General features: G+C 68.6%; 7 protein-coding genes and 2 pseudogenes. 6 read left to right on the top strand and 3 right to left on the bottom strand.

Annotated elements, in window-relative coordinates; translation table 11 throughout:
- Positions 1 to 148 precede the first annotated feature (148 nt).
- The 3 genes and pseudogenes from ACZ37P_RS24185 to ACZ37P_RS24195 form a co-directional block, all read left to right on the top strand.
- Positions 149 to 826: pseudogene (locus ACZ37P_RS24185) on the top strand (replication initiator); the annotation flags it as partial.
- The gene (locus ACZ37P_RS24190) at positions 826 to 1,050 is read left to right on the top strand and encodes a helix-turn-helix domain-containing protein (RefSeq protein ID WP_467348556.1); all 225 of its coding nucleotides are present in this window, start codon (positions 826 to 828) and stop codon (positions 1,048 to 1,050) included. The pseudogene ACZ37P_RS24185 and the gene ACZ37P_RS24190, both read left to right, overlap by 1 nt.
- Positions 1,050 to 2,349, top strand: a pseudogene (locus ACZ37P_RS24195) (tyrosine-type recombinase/integrase). The gene ACZ37P_RS24190 and the pseudogene ACZ37P_RS24195 overlap by 1 nt, the downstream one beginning before the upstream one ends.
- Positions 2,350 to 2,455: 106 nt before the next feature.
- On the opposite strand, the gene ACZ37P_RS24200 reads toward ACZ37P_RS24195, so the two are convergent.
- From ACZ37P_RS24200 to ACZ37P_RS24210, 3 genes are all read right to left on the bottom strand, one after another.
- A complete protein-coding gene (locus ACZ37P_RS24200) occupies positions 2,456 to 2,716 on the bottom strand; it encodes a hypothetical protein (protein ID WP_467348557.1) in 261 nt (86 codons plus the stop codon).
- Positions 2,716 to 9,498 (bottom strand): polymorphic toxin-type HINT domain-containing protein, encoded by a 6,783-nt coding sequence (locus ACZ37P_RS24205; protein WP_467348558.1) that lies wholly within the window; start codon positions 9,496 to 9,498, stop codon positions 2,716 to 2,718. Before ACZ37P_RS24205 ends, ACZ37P_RS24200 begins: the two co-directional genes overlap by 1 nt.
- Positions 9,499 to 9,628: 130 nt before the next feature.
- Positions 9,629 to 13,051: a LamG domain-containing protein gene (locus ACZ37P_RS24210; protein ID WP_402710958.1), complete on the bottom strand. Its 3,423-nt coding sequence runs from the start codon at positions 13,049 to 13,051 to the stop codon at positions 9,629 to 9,631.
- 454 nt (positions 13,052 to 13,505) lie between these two features.
- On the opposite strand from ACZ37P_RS24210, the gene ACZ37P_RS24215 reads away from it, so the two are divergent.
- The 3 genes from ACZ37P_RS24215 to ACZ37P_RS24225 all read left to right on the top strand — a co-directional run bounded on the left by ACZ37P_RS24215 (position 13,506) and on the right by ACZ37P_RS24225 (position 20,324).
- Positions 13,506 to 15,476, top strand: coding sequence for an ABC transporter ATP-binding protein (locus tag ACZ37P_RS24215; RefSeq protein ID WP_467348560.1), 1,971 nt, complete (start codon positions 13,506 to 13,508; stop codon positions 15,474 to 15,476).
- Entirely contained in the window at positions 15,473 to 17,404 is a 1,932-nt protein-coding gene (locus ACZ37P_RS24220; protein WP_467348562.1) for an ABC transporter ATP-binding protein, read from the top strand. Before ACZ37P_RS24215 ends, ACZ37P_RS24220 begins: the two co-directional genes overlap by 4 nt.
- A gap of 514 nt (positions 17,405 to 17,918) precedes the next feature.
- Complete coding sequence (locus tag ACZ37P_RS24225) at positions 17,919 to 20,324, top strand: M4 family metallopeptidase (RefSeq protein ID WP_467348564.1); 2,406 nt, start codon at positions 17,919 to 17,921, stop codon at positions 20,322 to 20,324.
- Positions 20,325 to 20,483 lie beyond the last annotated feature (159 nt).

The following is a 20,483-nucleotide window of genomic DNA, read 5'->3' on the forward strand; positions in this document are numbered from 1 at the left end:
ACTACTGCCGTCAGTGGTCTAGACCTGTATGGCTACTTGAGATGTTCAGTGAGGTCGTCCGCGGTCCAGTCGGCCTGGCGGAGGAGGGGGCCCCGACGGCAACACCCACCCCCCGCCCTCGTGCGCCAACGCCGCCGTACTCACCGATGCCATCCGCACCGCCGCGCCGTGCGCCCGCATCTCCGTCGACTCCGCGGTCGGGGAACGCGACCTCGCCTGGGGCCAGCAGCTCGACGTACGCGAGATCGCCGCCTTCGGCACCGACAGCGAACTCACCGACCAGGCGGTCGCCGCCTACGTGGCCAAGTACGCCGCCAAGTCCGCCGACGCCTCCGGCACCCTCGACCACGCCCTGTTCTGCCGCCCCTGCCAGGGACGCGGCGCCACCCTCCTGCCCCACGGAACCCCGCTCCCGTGCACCGCCTGCGACGGCACCGGACAGGCCCGCCCGCTGCCACGCCTCGCCGTCGCCCGCCACGTCCGGCAGATGATCCGCACCTGCTGGGAGCTCGGAAAACGCCCGGAGTTCACCGAACTCAAGCTCTGGAAATGGGCGCACATGCTCGGCTTCCGGGGCCACTTCTCCACCAAATCCCGCCGCTACTCCACCACCCTCGGCGCGCTGCGCGACGCCCGCCGCACGTGGCGCACCGAACAGGCCCGCGCCCACGCCGGCCTACCCGAACCCGACCCGACGACCACTCTCGTCATCGGCCACTGGAACTACCTCGGCTCGGGCTACAGCCCCGGCGCCGCACTCCTCGCCGCCCACGTATGGCACAGCAAGGAACTGGAACGGCAGTTCTCGGCCGAAGGGGGCTCTTGATGGCCTCACGCCCGCTCGCCGTCCTCCACACAGAGGGGGCGCCGGTGCTGGAACTGCTCACGGTCCCCCAGGTCATGGCCCGCCTCCAGCTCGGCCGCTCCACCGTCTACGACCTGCTCCGCACCGGGCAGCTCGCCTCGATCACCCCCGGCCGCGCCCGCCGCATCCCCACCCACGCGCTGACCGACTTCATCCGCACCCGCCTCGACCAGGAAGCCGCCTGATGACCACGCCCCGAGACAGCAACCCCTCCCGCCGCGCACGCGCCAACGGCGACGGCAGCGTCTACCAGCGCAAAGACGGGCGTTGGGAAGCCGCCGGATACGTCCTCGCCCCCGGCAACACCCGAAAGCGCGTCCGCGTCTACGGCACCACCCGCAAGGACGCCCTGGCCAAGCTCACCGAGAGGATCGCCGCCAGCACCTCGGCCTGCCCGTCGCAGCGGCCGACATCACCCTCAGCGGGTACCTGAAGTACTGGCTGAACGGCGTCGCCGTCCACCAGGTACGGGAGAACACCCACACCCGATACGCCGCCTGCGTCCGCCTCCATCTCAACCCCGGCCTCGGGGCCAAGAAGCTCGCCCGCGTCACCGCCCGCGACGTCCGCACCTTCCTCGACCGCCTCCGCGCCACCTGCCAGTGCTGCACCCAGGGGCGGGACACCGACCGGCGCTCCTGCTGCGCCATCGGCCAGTGCTGCGACAAGCGGCTCTCCCCGCTGACCGTGACCTACGTCCACTCGGTCCTCAAGTCCGCCCTGGAGCACGCCGTCCGCGAAGACGACCTTCCCCGCAACGTCGCCCGTAACGTCAAGACCCCCGCACCCCGCCCTCGGCGCTTCAAGCCCTTCACCGCGAGCGAGGCCCGGCAGTTCCTCCACGCAGCCAGCAGCGACCGGCTCCACGCCCTGTACGAACTCGCCCTGTGCACCGGACTCCGCAAGGGCGAACTCCTCGGCCTGCGCTGGGAAGACCTCGATCTGGCCGGCGGAACCGCCAGTATCCGACGCACCCTCCAACGCACCAACTCCGGCGGTCTGACCGCCCTGCCTACCAAGACTCAGACCTCGGAGCGGCGGATCGCACTACCCACCGAGTGCCTGCGCTACCTCGAACAGCACCGCGAACGGCAGCGCCAGGAACGCGAAGCGGCGGGGACGGGCTGGAAGGCGAGCGGCTACGTCTTCACCCGGTTTGACGGCTCCCCGATCGAGGGCGCCGCCCTCACCCGGCACTTCACCACCCTGCTCCGCCGCGCCAGGCTGCGCCGCATTCGTTTCCATGATCTCCGGCACTCGGCGGCCACCCTCCTCCTGGAGCAGGGTGTCGAACTGGTCATCATCAAGGAGTTGTGGGGCAAGCCCACATCGGCGTCACCGCGACGGTGTACGCCCACGTGCGGCTCCGCCTCCAACGCGACGCCATCGACCTCCTCGGCATCGCCCTGCGCGATCCCGTCCAGCCTGCCACGCGGCCCGACGACGGCGACGAATTGCCCGTTTGCGCAGAAGCCGTCCGCTGACGTTGCCGTCAACTACTGCCGTCAAAATGCCATGAAGTCCTCCCTGGGCCGTTCCGGGGAGGACTTCACGCACGTTCATCCTTGATCCGGGAAAGGCGCCCCTGGATCAGTCTTCATCAAGAAGGCCGATAGCTTCCGGAAGCCCCAGAATTGCCCTCTTACGCTCCGGGTTCTCTTCCAGTTCAGCGCACTCAAGAATCATGGAAGTAACATCCCGACGCCCCTCTTCCGAGAGATCACGGAAGAGGGCGGCTGCAGGTTCAAGAATATCCGTTGCAACATCCGGATCAATATCATCATCGTCCGTCAAGTCGATCGAGACGACGACGCTTACGAATGCGCGAACCAGGACCTTGTTAACGTCCATCAGGGTAGGACCCTCACTCGAATGTTGGTGATCAGGAGGTTGCCGAGGACCCTTCGAGCCCGCACAGCCTCCGCTTCAGTGGGGACCTCCCACCGACCCGTATAACCGTTCTGTTCAAGCGCCAGAGATTGATTCGTGGCCTGTCGGTATGTCTTGTTGAAGGTCGTGACGCTTACCTTTCGGTCGATCATTACTCCATTGGCCGCGTCAAACCCATCAAACTTGATCTGGGACAGGCTATTCCCGCCAGCCTTGTAGTACTGAAGCGCCGGAGCTACACCAGCCCTGGAGCCCGCCGCCCCAGCATCATAAGCGCGCGCCGCGGAACTCATGTTGGCGTTCTCATTGACCCAACTGACATCGCCATCGCAGTTGTGAACCAGGACCGGCGTAGCCCCCGCCAGCACATAGTACGTGTGGACGTTCGCAACCGTGAGGTTGTAGCGGTTGGCCGCGCCCGGGGTGGTGTGGACGGCGAGGACCGTGACGTGCTGGTTGCGGTCGGTGTTGAGAGCGTGGCCGGATTTCAGGTGGCCCGCGGGGACCCAGGTGTGGGTGGTGTCGTCCCAGAAGGGGTGCTTGGAGGTGGTGTGGATGGTGGCGGGCTTGGCACCGGGAGCCTGAACGGTGAGATCGACCAGGTCGTCGTCATGATTGACCCAGGTCGCGGTGACCGCGTGCGAGCCGTCGTTCTTGCCGCTGTCCGGATCCGCGGTCTTCACCTTGTCGCCCACGGCGATGTCATTGATGGGCTTGGACTTGCCGCTGTCCAAGAGCACGGGAGTGGCAGGGGAGAAGCTGAGCTTGCACCCCGCACCGGACTTCGGCGCCGCGTCGGCCGCCCTGGTACCGCCGGAGGCCGAACCCGACCCCGCCTTGCTCGTGGCCGCGGATGCCGCGGAGTCCGCTCCGGCCGAGGCCGCGGCGTCCTCCTTCGCGAACACCTCAGTGGTTTTGGCCACGGTCGCGGCAGCCACGCTGGCTACCGCCACTTCTGCCGCGATGGTCGCACCACCAGCCACGGCAGCACTTGTCGCGCCGCTTACCACGGCGGCCGTCACCCCGAATTCGGCACCCGCGGTGAACCCTTCGGCAGCGGCGAGAAGTACGCCGGCGCACGCACCGCCCGTGCCCACGACACAGGCGACGGCTCCCACCACGACGGCGGTCGCCACGACCGCGGCGATGACGGGGTGCTGTTCCACCACGTGCTTGACCTTGTGGACGGCGCTCTTGACACCGCACTTGACGTCCCAGAAGCCACAGTGCTTCTTCGTCTTGCCAGTGCCCTGCCCCGAGTACTGCTTGTCAGCAGCGGCGAGGTTCTTCTGGCACGAGTCGTCGCAGGCTCCGCCGCCGCCGACGTCGCCGTTCATCAGACCGGTGGGGTCGCTGCCGGTGACGGGGTTACTGGAGGCGTAGCTGTAGCCGTTGATCTGCTGGGGGTCGGTGAGTTCCAGGACCGGGTCGAGTGAGATGAAACGGCCGGTCGTGGGGTCGTAGTCACGCGCGCCGAGGTGCGTCAGGCCGGTGGTGTCGTCCTCGACGCCGCCGACGAAGCCGTGATCGCCGGACCAGGCGCTGGGAGCGGCGCCGCGCAGGTTGCCGAAGGGGTCGGTCCGGCGGTGGACGGCGGTCTGGGTGGTGGCGTCGATCTGGGTGGTGGCGGTGTTGTGGGCGTCGTTCAGCATCCACTGGAAGGAGCCGTCACTGCCGCGGGCGGCGACGGTCTGGCCGGCCCAGTCGTAGTAGCGGGTTCCCGTCGTGCTGGTGGTGCCCTTGGCGAGCTTCACCTCGGTGTCGCCGAGGTACAGCGTGGTGCCCGAGGAATCCCTGGACAGCAGCCGGTTGCCGTCGGCGTCGTACAGATAGGAGACAGAGGAGCCGTTGGAGTCGTCGGCCCGCGCCAGGTGGCCCTCGTCGTCCCACGTCAGGGACTCGGAAGCACCGTCCACCGTGCGGTTGGTGGTGTGGCCCCCGTTGTCGTAGCCGTAGGCGCTCTGCTTGTCCGGCTGCCCGGTCGCGGTCGTCTTCGAACTGGTCAGGGTGTGCGGCTGCGAGCCGTCCTCGGCTCCGTAGGCGTAGGTCGTCGTGGTGTCGGGGGCACCGGTGGTGGTGCCGTGCTGGACGAGTTGCGTGCGGTTGCCCAGCACGTCATAGGTGTAGGACTGCCAGTACGGTGCCGGGCCGCCGAGGGCGCCAGTGGCCGGGTCGGACGAGCATCCGCTGGTGGCCGTCCACGCCTGGGTCAGCCGGTCGTGGCCGTCGTAGCGGTAGCACTGGGTGTCGTCGAGCGCGTCGCCTCTCGAGTCGACGACGGTCGGGTTGCCCGCGGCGTCGTAGGAGTAGTACGTGTCGTCGACGGGTGCGGTGTGCGTGTCGTCGGTGATCAACTGTCGATTGAGACGGCCGGTGCCGTCCTCGTACGTGTTGGATTCCTGGACCCACTTGGCCGTGCCGTTGGACGCCTGACCGAGAGTGATCTGGGCTATCTGGCTGATCTTGGTGTACTGGGTGTTCTGCACATAGCCGCTGGCGCCGTTGAGGTTCTTCGGCATGCCCAGTTCGTTGTAGCCGTAGATCAGCGACTCCGCCGGTATGCCACCCGCCGCCGGGTCGGACGTGCTGTAGAGGGTGCCGTCCAGGTTGTAGCTGGCGCTCGCCACATAGTTGCCGGCCAGCTTCTCCTCACCGGTCGCGGACGGGATGACGGTACGGGTCAGGGTGGGTCGGTAGAGACTGTCGTACGAAGTGACCTGCGAGGTGTACGAGAGGGTCGCTCCCGTGACGGTGTCCTTGGCGAAGCGGGTGGAAGCGGACGGCTGGCCCTTCTGGATCGTGTCGTACGTCCACCTGGCGAGTTGGTTGTCGGCGCTCTGGTTCGCGACGGCGGAGTCGAACATCCCGGCCTTGCGGCCGAGTTCGTCGTATGTGTAACTGAGCGTCTTGCCGCGGCTGTCGGTTGTCGCGATCATCTGGTCCAGGTCGTTGTACGCGGTCCTGGTCAGCCCGGCGTCCGGGTCGGTGCTCGTGACCTGGCGACCCATCAGGTCGTAGCCGTACGTCCAGACGTTGTTGCCGTTGTCCGTGACCTTGACCAGTCGGCTCTTCGCGTCGTATCCGTAGTCGATCCAGGTGTACGGACCGCTGGCCGTTCCGTTGTCGTACTGACGCGTCTCGGTCGTACGGCCGAGGGTGTCCGTCAGCGTCGTCGTGACGACTCCGCCGTTGGGCGGTATGACGGTGGTGCGGTCACCGCCGTAAACGGTGCTGGTCGTCCACTTCTTCGTGCCCTTGGCGTAGAAGTCGGCGGCCGTGGGGCGGCCGGCTCCGTCGTACGTGGTCAGCGTCTGGGCGGGCTCGACCGAGGTGATGTTCACCAGGGTCCCGGAAGCGTCCGTGCCGTCGTTGTAGTCGGCGTCGTTCTCGATGGACAGTCCGCGCGAGTCGTACTTGGTCTCGGAGATGACGCGCCCGCCACCGGGAGCCGGCGTCTGCGACTGACGCGGCCGCAGCATCGCGTCGTAGATGGCGTAGGTGTAGTCGTACGACGCGCCGTCATTGCGGATCTTGCCGGTACGGACGTAGCTGGCCGCGGTCCGCGACAAGGCATAGGTGTAGGAGAGATTCGGCTGCTGGCCGGCGGACTTGACGCGGGTGGGGAGCCAGATCCCCGTGAGGCGGCCCAATGCGTCGTAGGCGTAGTCAGTGCGCTTCTTGTTGGGGTCGACGACGGCGGTGGCCACGGCGCGGGCCGGGTCGTACGTGGTGGTGGTCTCGTACAACTTGGCGTCCCGCGTCACTGTTCCGGTCAACGGGCCGCCGGTGGAGGGCGTGTACGAGGTATCGGTGACGTGCCCGCCTGCGTCCGTGACCGACAGGATCCGGCCCTGGGAGTCGTAGGTGCTGGTCGAGACGGTCTGGTAGGCGGGGGTGCTTCCGCTGTACGACGTGAGCCGCTGCGTCGAGGTCTCGTCGCCCTTGGTGGGCGCGGTGCCGTACGCCAGGTTGTCGTAGAGGGTACGTACGTCGGAGACCACGTCGTCGGGCCGGCTGGGAGTGGTGCCGCAGCTCACCGCGACCGTCTCGACGCGGACGGGTGCCGCTCGGAGCCATGCCGTGGTGTTGTCGGCGTATGTCGTGCGGGTGCACTGTTCGTCGCCGCTCACCGCGTCGTCGCCCAGGTCGTTCACCTGCGTGACTTCGCCGGTGTCCGGGTCGTACGTCGTGTTCACCGTCGTTGTACGTGGGCTGCCGCTGCTGCGGTCGGTGCGGTTGTGCACGGCGGAAGACCGCACGAAGTTCGCGGTGCGGGTTCCGTCCGTCGCCGTCTGGTGGATCCACTGGTCGGTGATGGTGCCGGAGACCTCGGCGGAACCGTTGTACGTGATCGACTCGCGGACGCTTCCGGCGAGTTGATCGGAGTCGGTGACCTGCGTCCCGGTGGAGTCGGTCACCTTGACGCTGCGGGTCGTACCGTCGGCCTTCTTGTCTCCGTCCATGCCCCGGAAGAAAGTGGAGACGGTCTTGCTCCGCGTCGACTGGGCGTTGCCCGTCGTGGTGGTGACACTGCCGTACCCGCGCCAGACCGACCAGGTCTTGCGCTTGTCGGGTCCCACCACGTCATCGCTGACATAGTGCCAGGCCGGGTCGCCGTTGTAGGTGTAGTCCGTCACCTTGAGCGGTGCGCCACCGGTCGGGTCTGATTCGTTGACCTGCTGAACGACGTATTTGTGGAAGTAGTCCAACTGTGGATTGGCCATCAACGGCGGCGTCCACCACACCGGGTAGCAGAGTTTCGTGTTGCTGTCCGGAGCGGACGGCATGTTGGAACCGACGACGCACTGCGGGTCGGAGTAGTTGACCGTGATGACAGATCCGGTCTCGGTGGTGATGGTGCGGACTCGCCACTTGATCAGCGCGGCGATGTCGTCATGCGTGGTGTCGACCCGGTTGGCAAGCTGAATGCCGCCGAACGTGACCGGTGGCATCGCCACCGCGGTGCCGTCCTTGCCGGTCCTGGTGATGGAGTTCAGCCACAGGCTGGCGGCCGTGCCGTCACCGGGGTCGGCGAAGGACTGGTCGAGCGTCCACGCGTCCACGTCACGGTAGGCGGGCGGCGTCAGGCTCGCGTCCCAGATCTTGGTGGTGACGCCGGTCAGGCGCCGACGGGAGAAGAACGTCGGCGAGGGCGTGGTCTTGCAGACCGTGCCGAGGTTGCAGATCTGGTCGAAAGGGACGTCCGGCCAGTCCTTGGCCGTGGTCGGGCTCAGCGTCCCGCAGGGCTCGGTGTCGGTCGGCAGGCAGCGCTCGCGCGTGGAGAAGACCACCTGGTCGGCAGCGGTCCCGAAGACCGTGGTGTCGGTGATGCCGTAGTCGATACGGGCCAGGTATCCGCCGCGGACGTAGGTCGTGCCGGTCGCGGTGGTCGTGCCGTTCTGGCCGTAGGCGTTGTTCTCCTTGGTGTACCAGTACGACATCGCGTTGTGATGCGTGTCCACGACGTAGTCCAGGTTCCAGCGCCACGCCTGGGTGCAGGAACTCGAGGCGAAGTCACTCCCATGGCACGGCTCGCCCGCGTCGTCGCCGTACACCGGGACGGTCCAGGCGGAGTTGGTCTCCGCCTTGCCGGTCGACCAGCCGGGGAGGTGGTTCATCCCGAAGACGTACTGGCTTCCGTCGGTGGTGGTGACGGTCCAGTACTCGCCGTCGTTGTCGCCGTTGACCGCGCCGGTCGAACGCACCACGCGTTCCCCGTCGTCCTGCTTCGGATGCCACTGCCCGGTGGTCTTGTCCTTGATCAGCGGCGTCGACTTGCCGTTGAGGACGAGCGTGGCGTTGTCGTTCGCCCAGCATTCGTCGTACTTCTTCGCCTGCCCGTCGTCGTCGCACGAGTCGTAGGAGCGCTCGATGTACGAGGTCGGCAGGTCGAAGCCCTCTCCGACCCATGAGGGCTGGTTGTTGGTCGACGGCAGTCGCCCGTCCACGCTCTGTGAGTCGTACGTGAGGGCCACGCTGGGTGCGGGTCCCCCGGCGGAGGGAGGTGCCTGCATCGCGTACGACCAACTGAAGTCGCCGCTGGACCCGCCCGCGTTCCATGACCCGGAGGGCGCCAGGGAGGTCGCCGTGTACGCGCCCGCGCCGGACTTCGCGGTCGCCGTCGCGCCCAGCACGGTGACGGTGGACGAGTACGGCGCCGTGTTCGACGACGAGGCGGCGGGCATCGAGACGGACAGTGTGTGCGCGGAGATGCTGTTGTGTGCCGCGAGCGGAGTACGTGTGCGGCATTCGGCCTTGTCCGGCGTGGTCAGCGCACACGGCGGAAGCTCGACCAGGGTCAGGCGGGAGCCGAAGTCGCCTCCGTAGGCGTCGGCGAAGCCGGAGTAGTCCAGCGACACCTGGGCGCCAACCGCTCCCGACGGGCGGGTGACGGACAGCAGGGCTCCGTCGACGCCCGCGGCGGTCGCGGCCGAGTGCGGTGCGACCTTCACCGTGGCAGTGCCGGATTCAGCACTGCCGGGCTTCACCGCCGTCCGCTTGAGCCGGACCGTGGCGTTGGCGTCAGTGGGCCATACGACCGGCTTCGCCGACCGGCGCGCGGCGGTCTTGGCCGCGTCGACCACCGGATCCTTCCGCGCCGCCGTCGAGGCGTGGAAGGGCACGGCGGTGCCGGGTTTCGACTCCGGTATCGACACCGTCCGGTGCCCGTGGTGTTCGTTCGCCCACACCGCCGGCGCCGTACCGAGTCCGGTGGCGGTCACCGCACCGACAACCGCGGCCACGACCCATAGCCGCCGCTGACGCCCATGCCTGTTCTTGGCCGTCCCCACCCCAATGCCGCGCATCACTGAACTCCGCTTCCCTCATCGGTACGAGATGGTGCATGGAGAGGTGGCGCGCACAGCGCGCGGTTCACTGGCCGGGGTCCGAAGCGCCGGTGTCACGCAACATCATGGCCATGATGTCGGCCGGCGCGGTGACGCCGGTCCACACGCGAACCCTGCTGATGAGGCCGGTGACGGCACCGCCGTAGGAGCCGTCGCTGTTGCGGCCCCTGCCGATGGAGAAATCGCCCTTGGCCTGCCACGGACCGGTGAACTCTGTTCCGTCGCCGATGGAGTTCAAGTTCTCGTCGGTTCCGGTCACGCCTTGAGGGACTCCGTTGACGAAGAGGTACATCTGGTGGTGAGCCCCGTCGTACATGCCGGTGAGCATCGTCCACTCACCCGGATCGACGAGGGACGCCGCCACCATGTCCTTAGGCGCTGTCGTCGTCGTGGCAGTCGTCGTATCGGCTGAAGTACGTCCGAAGGCCCACGCCCCCTGGGTCTGACCGGCGGCCTGCACGTACCACAGGCCCCAGGAATCACGCAGGGTCCCGGACTGTCCGGCGATCCGTACGGTGTGCGCCACCGAGGTGTTCGCCAGCGAATCCGTGTCCAGCCGTGCCCACGCGGAGATCGTGAAGTCGCCCTGCGAATCGACCGTCGCGCCGGACGACGTCACATTGGAGGTGGCGGCGCCGCTGAGCCGCAGCACATTGCCCATCGCGTCGTCGTACTGCCAGGTGGCACCCGCACCCAGTGTTCCGGTGTTCGCGTACGTGGTGGCGTCGGCGGCCGTCGTGCCCGACGTCTCGTTCAATTCCCAGTCCGCCACCAGCGCCGGGCGTGCGGAGTCGGTCGGTCCGACAGCCATGGACTGGAGGTCGGCCACTTCCTCGTCGGCCAGGATGCGATTCCAGAAGGTGACCTCGTCGATCCGGCTGGAGGCGTAGTCGGAGTAGACACTGCCGATCTGGCTGCGACCGATCTGGAGCGGCCCAGTGGCTTTCCACGGTGTGGTGAAGGAGACGGGGCTGCCCTGGGGAACGCCGTTGACGAAGAGCTGGATCGTCTTCGCCTGCTCGTCGTACACACCCAACAGGTGCGTCAGCACGCCGGGAACCGGTGTCGCGGTGGACACCGACCGCACGATCGTGGGTGTCGCGGAGTCGTCGGTGTACCGGTTGAAGATCCACGCCTTGTACGAGGCGGAGTAGTACAGGGCGAACGAGGTTCCGTTCGTCCCGGTCTGCGAGACGAACACCGAGTTCTGCGTACCGGTCACCAGATCGGCCCAGGCGGCCACGGTGAACGAGTGCGAGGTGTCGAGACCGGTGCTCGGCGCTGTGGCGTACGCGGTGGAGCCGTTGGTGAACAGCGCCGTGCCGAGGCGGGCCCGGTTCGACCAGGTGGCGCCGCCACCGAGCGTCGCCGTGTGGCCGCCCGCGGAGTCGGCCGCGGTCGTGCCCGTGCCCTCGTCGAAGGACCAGGAGTCCACGGGAGGTGCGCCGGCGGCGACCTTGAAGTTGTAGGACCCGGAGCCCGAGAAGTTGCCCGCCGCGTCGACGGTCTCCACCTGGAGCGTGTTCACTCCGCGCACATCGGGGGTCAGGCGCACGGCGAAGGTCGAGGTAGGCGTCGCGAAGGTCTTCGTCACCAGCCGCCCGTTGTTCAACTGGTACCTGTACGTCAGTACATCAGTCGCTCCCGCCGTGATCAGGAAGTCGCCGGCTACCCCGACGCCTCCGTACTCGGCACAGTCCTTGGGCGCGGACGGAGTCGCGCACCCGAGATAGATCCCGCTCGGGGCGGTGGGGGTGATGGTCGGCGTCGGGGGCGCGGTCGTGTCGATCCTGAAGTAGCAGTACTTCGTCCACGGCGAGTACATGGAACCGGCGTGCCCTTGCCAGTTGTACTGGTACTCCGAACGCGCCTGGTAGCGGTAAGTGGAGTTGTTTTGGAGCGGCGGCACGGTCGGCACGGTCCAACTGCCCGCGGTGCCTGAGGCCGTCCACGTCGAAGGACTTCCCTTGGCGGCCAGGACACCGGCCGCGGTCTGCACGACGAAGTTGGGTCGCAGCGTCGCCTGCGATCCGTCCGACGACTTCGGAGCCGCCGACAGCCTCGGCGTCGCGGTGCGAATGATCGCCGGGTGTGCTGCGTCGGCGCAGCCCACACTCGGGTCGGCCATCCTCAGGCCCGTGGGCTCGGTGGGGGCGGAGACAAAGGTGACCGACAACGTCGGCTTGGTGTCCTTGGGCGACGCGAACTGCTTCCACGCGAGGGGATCGATCTCGCTGGCGCGCAGGCCAAGAGTGGTGGTCCCCTGCGACTGGCCCGCCGTGGCGGCTACCGCCTTGGTGGCGTCAAACTCCAGGTTGCCGCCGGGGCAGCCGGACGAGCTGCCCTTGGCCGCGGCGAAGGCGTCAACTTGCGCGTACCAGGTGGGCGGTTTGTTCCAGGTCGTCGATGACGAGATCGAGCTCGTCCGCCACAGTTGGATTTCCATGGGGGTGCAGTTGGCCGACCACACTTCTTCGGCGGTGAAGGTGGCTTCGAGGATGTTCTTGCCTGCCACCCCGTGCGTGTCGAACTGGTAGAGCGACCTGACCTTCTTGTTGTCGACGTAGGCCTCGTAGCCCACTCCGAGCGAGTGCGTCGTGTTCCAGAACGACGTTGAGGCCATGCTTCCGTTGGACCACAACGACGTCCATCCGGCCAGGTGGTTGGCGGTCGTCTGGGGGTCGAGCACCACCGGGTAGACAGTGTCGCTGTCGGACAGGAATCCCTGGTCCGGAGTCAGGGTCATCGCCGTCCCGTCGATCGAGACATCCATGACCGCGGTCTTGGACCCCGGCGCGGGGTCGTTCGTGGCGTCTGCCACGGCTGTTCCCGTGGACGCGACGCCACGCGACGCCTGCCGCGTCACCCCGGGCGTCTGCACAGGAGGTGCGCTGTCCCATTGCAGAGCCGTTCCGGTCGTGAACACCGGGCGTCCCGTGTCGTCTACCAGTGCCGCGCCGCCCGACGCCGACGCTCTCACCGTCAGGCCGCTCAGCGTGACGGGAAACCGGAGGGCCGCCAACTGCGGATTCTGCGCGGCGGCGCGCGACTTGACGACCACGTTCTCGGCGAATCCGTCCGCGACCGCGGAGACCACGAGGTCCACGTCGGGCAGCACGGAGGCGTAAGTGGCCGTGGCCCCGGCCAGGGTCGGCGCCGGGAGCGTCCACGGAGCGGTGATGCCGTACGACTTGCCGTCCACCGTGACGGTCGCCAGCGGGCCGGTGCCGCCGCCGGAGAACGTCATGTCCACAGCCGCGGTCTTCGGGCGGACCGAGTGGTCGGACCGGACCTCCAGCGTGGTGTCGAGGGGCACCCACGCGTTCCCCTGGCGAGCGCGGACCGGCGTGGTGTCCGCGTCAAGCCTGAACGTGCCGTCCGGCTGAGCCGTGACCTTCTCGGTCGGCGTCGTCTCCGACACCACTTCGACCGGATTGCCCGATTCCATCGCCTGTTTGGACGCCGCCCCCTCCGGCGACAAGTCCTGTACCGATGAGTCCGACACCGTCGGCCTGCCGTCCGCAACCGCCGCGTGTCCGGCCATCGCGACCAGCGGCTGCACGCACAGTGCCACTGCGGCCAGCCACGCTCTGCGCGCATGCTGCCGCCTACCCCCCACAAACCCCATCTCGCGTCCCCACCCCAGATGTTGTTCAAGTGGACAAGAGTTGCCCGAGAGGTGATCCTGACGCGCCTTGAGTCATGGAGGGGCAATGGAATGACCAAGGGTTGCCATGGAAACTTTCATGAGACGGCAAAGTAGATCAGTTCCCTTCTCCACTCGGAGGGGCCCAAAACTCCTTGAGGACCGGAAAGTTCATGGCGGGAAGAGATCGGAGGGGCGTGGGCGCGGCGGAAAACAGGGTGAGCGGTGTCGGTGGTCGCGCCTAATGTCGGGAGGGATGTCTGCCACGACCACTGACCCCGCGCCCGCCGTCCGTTCGAGATCAGCGATTCGGTCGCTGCTGCGCCTTTGGCCTTATGTGCGGGCGGTGCGGGTGCGGTTGGGGGTGTCCGCGGTGGTGGGCGCGGGCGCGTCGTGCGTGGCGCTGCTGATTCCGCTGGTGCTGAAGTGGATGGTGGACGGCCCGGTCTCGGACCACGATCCGGCCGGGGTGTGGCTGGGCGGCGGGCTGATCCTGCTGCTCGGGCTGCTGGAGGCGCTGCTGTTCGGGATCAGGCGGTGGCTGGTGGCCCGGCCGCTGGCCGGGGTCGAGGCGGCGATGCGGGCGGATCTGTACCGGCATCTCCAGCGGCTGCCGGTGGAGTTCCACGACCGCTGGGCGTCGGGGCAGTTGCTCTCGCGGGCGACGATGGACCTCCAGATCCTGCGGATGTTCCTCGCCTTCCCGCTGGTCTTCCTGGTGGTCAACACCGTCACCGTGCTGATCGGCTTCGCGATCCTGTTCGCGCAGTCCTGGCTGCTCGGCCTGGTGCTGCTGGCGCCCGCCGTGCCGCTGATGATCATGTGTTCCGTCTTCGAGACGCGGTACGCGCTGGCCGCCCGCCGCGCTCAGGACCAGGCGGGCGATCTGGCCACGCTGGTCGAGGAGTCGGTGCTGGGCATCCGGATCATCAAGGCGTTCGGCCGGCACCGCAGCCAGGCGCGGGCCTTCCGCGCGCAGACCCGGGGGCTGTGGCGTACCGAGATGCGCAAGGCGCGGCTCCTCTCGGACATCTGGGCCGTGATCATGACGCTGCCCGAGGTGGCGATCGGCGCCGCGCTGGTGTGCGGTGTGCTCCAGGTCGCGGACGGCAAGCTGTCGGCGGGCACCCTGGTGGCGTTCCTGTCGACCGCGCTCGCGCTGCGCTGGCCGGTCGAGTCGATCGGCTTCCTGCTCGCGATGAGCAACGAGGCGGCCACCGCCGCCGACCGGTACTTCGAGGCGATGGACACCCCCGAACCCGACAGCAGCGGCAGGACCGGCAGCACCGGCAGCACCGGCAGCACCGGCAGCACCAGCGGGAGCGAGAACGACGGAAGCGCCGCGAGTGCGACGGACGGCACCGGAGCCGGACGGCCGAGCGACGGCCTGCGCATGCACGCCGTCCGCTTCCGTTACCCCGACGCCCCCGACGCGGGCCCCGACCTCCTCAAGGGCGTCGACCTGCACATCGGCCCCGGCGAGACGATGGCGCTGGTCGGTGCCACCGGCAGCGGCAAGACGACGCTGACCGCGCTGCTCCCCCGGCTGCACCAGGCGACCGGCGGCCGGATCACCCTGGACGGCGCGGACATCGCCGACCTGCCGGTCAAGCGGCTGCGCGAACTGCTCGCCGTCGCCTTCGAGGAGCCGACGCTGTTCTCCGCGACCGTACGGGAGAACGTGGCGATGGGCGCGGGCCCTGAGGGCGCCGACGAGGCGGACATCGTACGAGCCCTGGCCGTCGCGCAGTGCGGCTTCGTGGAGCGGCTGCCGCAGGGCCTGGACACGCAGGTCGGCGAGCAGGGACTGAGCCTTTCCGGCGGGCAGCGGCAACGGCTCGCGCTGGCCCGCGCGGTGGTCGGCCGCCCGCAGTTCCTGGTCCTGGACGACCCGCTGTCGGCGCTCGACGTGCACACCGAGGCGCTGGTCGAGGCCGCGCTGCGCGAGGTGCTGGCCGACACGACCGCGCTGGTCGTCGCGCACCGCCCGTCCACGGTGATGCTCGCGGACCGGGTGGCGCTGCTGGAGGACGGCCGGATCACGGCCGTCGGCACGCACGCCGAACTGCTGCGGGACAGCGCGGTCTACCGCCACCTGATGTCGGGCGCCGACGAAGAGCCGGACGCCGAGGGGCACCCGGACCTGCCGGAGCAGCACGGCGCCGAAGAACGGACCGGGGAGGCCGACGAGGCTTCCGCCGCGCGGGAGAGGAGCGACGCCCGATGACCTCCGCGACAGAACAGGGCTCGACAGAACAGGGCTCGACGAAAGAGAGGGCGGCGAAAGAGGACGCGACAGAAGCCGGCGCCATCGAGGAGTACGACTTCGACGAGCCCACCGCCGCGCCGCTCCCGCCCGACGACCCCTTCGCCAAAGACGTCCTGCCCGCCCCGAAGAACGCCCAGTTCACCCTCCTGCGCTCGCTCCTCGGCCCGCACCGCGCCCGCGTCTGGCTGGCCGCGATCCTGCTGCTGGTCCAGCAGGCGGCCGTGCAGGCGGGCCCGCTCCTGGTGGCGTACGCCATCGACCACGCCATCCCGGCGGTGCGCGACGGCAGGCACGGCGCGCTGATCGCGGTCGCCTGCGGCTACATGGGCTGCGGCATCGCCTCCGGCACGCTCCAGCGCTTCTTCATCCGGGTCGCCGCCCGCGTCAGCCAGGACGTGCTGGTCGACCTGCGCGGCCGGATCTTCCGGCACGCCCAGACCCTCAGCCTGGACTTCCACGAGCGCTACACCTCGGGCCGGCTGATCTCCCGCTCCACCTCGGACGTCGAGTCGATCCGCGAACTGCTCAACGATGGCCTGGACGAGCTGATCGAGGTCGTACTGTCGGCGGTCTACATCACCGCGCTGCTGATCTTCCTCGACTGGGAGCTGGGACTGGCGGCCCTGGTGTCGTACGCCCCGCTGTACGTGGCGATCCGCGTGTACCAGCGGCGCTCGATGGTCGCCTACCGCAAGCGGTCCACGGCCATCGCGGCCGTCATCGTGAAGTTCACCGAGACGATGAACGGCATCCGCCCGGTGAAGGCGTTCCGCCGCGAGGAGCCGAACGACGAGGCGTTCCTCGAACTGAACCACCGCCATGAGCGGGCCAACGGCGACGCGATCCTGGAGATGGCGCGTTACGTCGTCGGCTCCCGCGTGATCGCCAACGTCACGATCGCCGCGATCGTGATGTGGGGCGCGTACCGGGTGGCGGACGGCGGGATGGCGCTCGGTGTGCTCGCCGCCTTCGTGCTGTATCTGCGGCGACTCTACGACCCGATCGACCGGCTCGGCATGTTCCTCAACTCCTATCAGTCCGCGGCGGCTTCACTGGAGAAGATCGCCGGGCTGCTGGCCCAGCGGCCGACCGTGCCGGAGCCCGCGCCCGAGCGCGCGGTGCCGCTGCCGGAGCGGGCGGGCGAACTGCCGGGCCGCGAGGTCGTCTTCGACGAGGTGCGCTTCGCGTACCGCACGGGCGGCGAGGTGCTGCCGCGGTTCTCGCTGCGGCTGCCCGCGGGGCAGACCGTCGCCGTGGTGGGCGCGACCGGCGCGGGCAAGTCGACGCTCGCCAAACTGCTGGCCAGGTTCTACGACCCCACCAGCGGCCGAGTGCTGCTGGACGGCGTGGAGTTGAGCGATCTCACGCAGACCGATCTGCGGCGCGGGGTCGTGATGGTGACGCAGGAGGCGTTCCTGTTCTCCGGGACGGTCGCGGAGAACATCGCGATCGGCCGGCCGGACGCCTCCCGCGAGGATGTGGAGGCCGCCGCGAAGGCCATCGGCGCCCATGACTTCATCGCGGCGCTGCCGGACGGCTACGACACGGACGTACGCAAGCGCGGCGGCCGTATCTCCGCGGGCCAGCGCCAACTGGTCGCCTTCGCGCGGGCGTTGCTCGCCGACCCCGGCGTGCTGATCCTGGACGAGGCGACGTCCTCGCTGGACGTGCCGGGCGAGAAGGCCGTCCAGCACGCGATGCACACCGTGCTCAACGGGCGTACGGCGGTGATCATCGCGCACCGGCTGTCGACCGTGGAGATCGCCGACCGGGTCCTGGTCATGCGCGACGGCCGGATCGTCGAGGACGGCACCCCGGACGAACTCATCGCGGACGACGGCCACTTCGCCGGACTCCACCAGGCGTGGCGGGACAGCCTGGTCTGACCGTCAGCGCCCCTACGACGAGGCCGTCCACGCCGACGCGGCACCCGCCCGCGGCGCCGCACCGCCCCGCTGGTGTCGGCGAATCACCCCGTCCGGATCGGCGCACCGCCCCGCCCCGCGGCGCCGCACCGCCCGGCCCGCGCCAACGAACCGCCCTTCGCGCCACGCGCCAAGGGCGGTTCGCATTGCCGGGACACCAACTGCGCCTGATCCAGAGGGCCGGATTGGCCCCCTCTTGACCCCATTCGCCCGCAGAAAAACTTCTTCTCCGCGCAACACCGCGATGACAAATGACCGCTATGCGAACACCGCTCACCGAACAACGGACTGTTTTCGGCCAAGTTTGCCCCACGCCACTGACATGTACCGGTAAAGGATGCCACTCTGTGCCCCGTTCCACAGCAACGCCACAGCACTACAGCAGTGCCACAGCTCTACCCGGACAGATCACCAACCCCACCTGTCCGGACTGTCACCGACCGCCCATCCGCGGTCGCCGCAGAAGGAGTGACGAGTGCGCAGATCCCCCCGCAAGGCAACAGCAGCAGGAGTGCTGATTGCCGGTGCAGCGATGCTGGCGGTCGCACTGCCCGCGGGTACGGCCTCAGCAGGCGTACCCGGGCAGGCAACGGCCCAGGCCAGTACACATGTTCAGCCGCGAGCGGGTGCGCTGCCCGCATCGCTCTCCCCGGCCCAGCAGGCCACCCTCGTCTCGCAGGCGCAGACCAAGAGCGCGGCCACCGCGTCCTCGCTGCACCTGAGCTCGGGTGAGAAGCTGGTCGTCAAGTCCGTCACCAAGGACACCGACGGCACCGTCCACACCCGCTACGAGCGTACGTACCAGGGCCTGCCGGTCCTCGGCGGCGACTTGATCGTGCACCAGGACGCCGCAGGGGCGACCACCGGTGTCGACAAGGCGACCAACGCCTCGGTGGCGGTGGCCAGCACGACCGCGGTCAAGAGCGCGGACTCGGCGAAGACCACGGCGCTCGCCCGCGCGAAGGCGGACGGCGCGGCCTCCCCGGCCGCGGTCGGCGCGCCGCACAAGGTCATCTGGGCCGCGTCCGGTACGCCCGTACTGGCCTGGGAGTCCGTCATCGGCGGCTTCCAGGAGGACGGCACGCCGAACCAGCTCCACGTCATCACCGACGCGAGCACCGGCAACCGCCTGTACGAGTACCAGGGCATCGAGACCGGCATCGGCAACAGTGAGTACAGCGGCCAGGTCACCATCGGCACCACGCAGTCCGGATCGACGTACACGCTGACCGACGGCGGGCGCGGCGGCCACAAGACGTACAACCTCAACCACGGCACCTCCGGCACCGGCACGCTGTTCTCGCAGTCCAGCGACACGTGGGGCGACGGCAACCCGTCGACCGCCACCACCGCCGGTGTGGACGCGGCCTACGGCGCCCAGGAGACCTGGGACTTCTACAAGAACACCTTCGGCCGCAGCGGCATACGCGGCGACGGTGTGGCCGCGTACTCCCGCGCCCACTACGGCAACAGCTACGTCAACGCCTTCTGGGACGACTCCTGCTTCTGCATGACGTACGGCGACGGCAGCGGCAACACGCACCCGCTGACCGCGCTCGACGTCGCGGGCCACGAGATGAGCCACGGCGTCACCTCCAACACCGCGGGGCTGAACTACTCGGGTGAGTCCGGCGGTCTGAACGAGGCCACCTCGGACATCTTCGGCACCGGCGTGGAGTTCTACGCCAACAACACCTCCGACCCGGGTGACTACCTCATCGGCGAGAAGATCAACATCAACGGCAACGGCACGCCGTTGCGGTACATGGACCAGCCGAGCAAGGACGGCGGCTCGAAGGACTACTGGTCCTCCAGCCTGGGCGGCCTCGACGTGCACTACTCGTCGGGCCCGGCCAACCACTTCTTCTACCTGCTCTCCGAGGGCAGCGGCGCCAAGGTCATCGGCGGTGTGAGCTACAACAGCCCGACCTCCGACGGTCTGTCGGTGCCCGGCATCGGCCGGGACAACGCCCTCAAGCTCTGGTACAAGGCGCTCACCGAGCGCTTCACCTCGACCACCAACTACGCGTCGGCCCGCACCCAGTCGCTGCTCGCGGCGGCCGACCTGTGGGGCGCCAACAGCGCCACGTACAACACGGTCGCCAACACCTGGGCGGCGATCAACGTCGGCAGCCGGGTCACCACGCCCAGCGGCGTCACCGTCACCAACCCGGGCGCCAAGTCCACCGTGGTGAACACGGCGGCCAGCCTCCAGATCCAGGCGAGCACCACCAACGGCGGCGCGCTGACCTACACCGCGACGGGCCTGCCGGCCGGTCTGTCGATCAACGCCTCCACCGGCCTGATCTCGGGCACCCCGACCGCGACCGGCAGCTCCAGCGTGACGGTCACGGCGAAGGACTCCACCAACGCCACCGGTACGGCCACCTTCACCTGGACGGTCACCAGCGCGGGCGGCGGCGGCTGCACCGCGGCGCAGCTCCTGACCAACCCGGGCTTCGAGAGCGGCAACACCGGCTGGACGACGACGTCGGGCGTGATCGACAACAGCACCGGCGCCGCGTCCCACGGCGGCTCGTACAAGGCGTGGCTGAACGGCTACGGGACCACGCACACCGACACGCTCGCCCAGTCGGTCACGATCCCCGCCTCGTGCACCAGCGCCACCTTCACCTACTGGCTCTACATCAGCAGCCAGGAGACCTCCACGACCACGGCGTACGACAAGCTCACCCTCACGGCGGGCAGCACGACCCTGGTCACCTACTCCAACGTCAACAAGGGCACCGGCTACGTCCAGCGCTCGGTCGACCTGTCCTCCTACAAGGGCCAGACCGTCAGCCTGAAGTTCACCGGCACCGAGGACGCCTCCCTCGCGACGTCGTTCCTGATCGACGACGCGGCGGTCAACGTCAGCTAGCCCATACGGCTCGTGTCTGAGTCCTGGGGGGGGGGGCCCCCCCCCCCCCCCCCCGGCGGGAGGAAACCGGCGGGGCAAAGGCGACCGGAGGGCGCAAGAACCCTGGGAGCTGGTTAGGGTGCCGTTTTTGTTCCCCAGAACCTTTTTTTTCCCTTGTGG

The sequence above is a fragment of the Streptomyces sp. NPDC024632 genome (genome assembly GCF_055559175.1).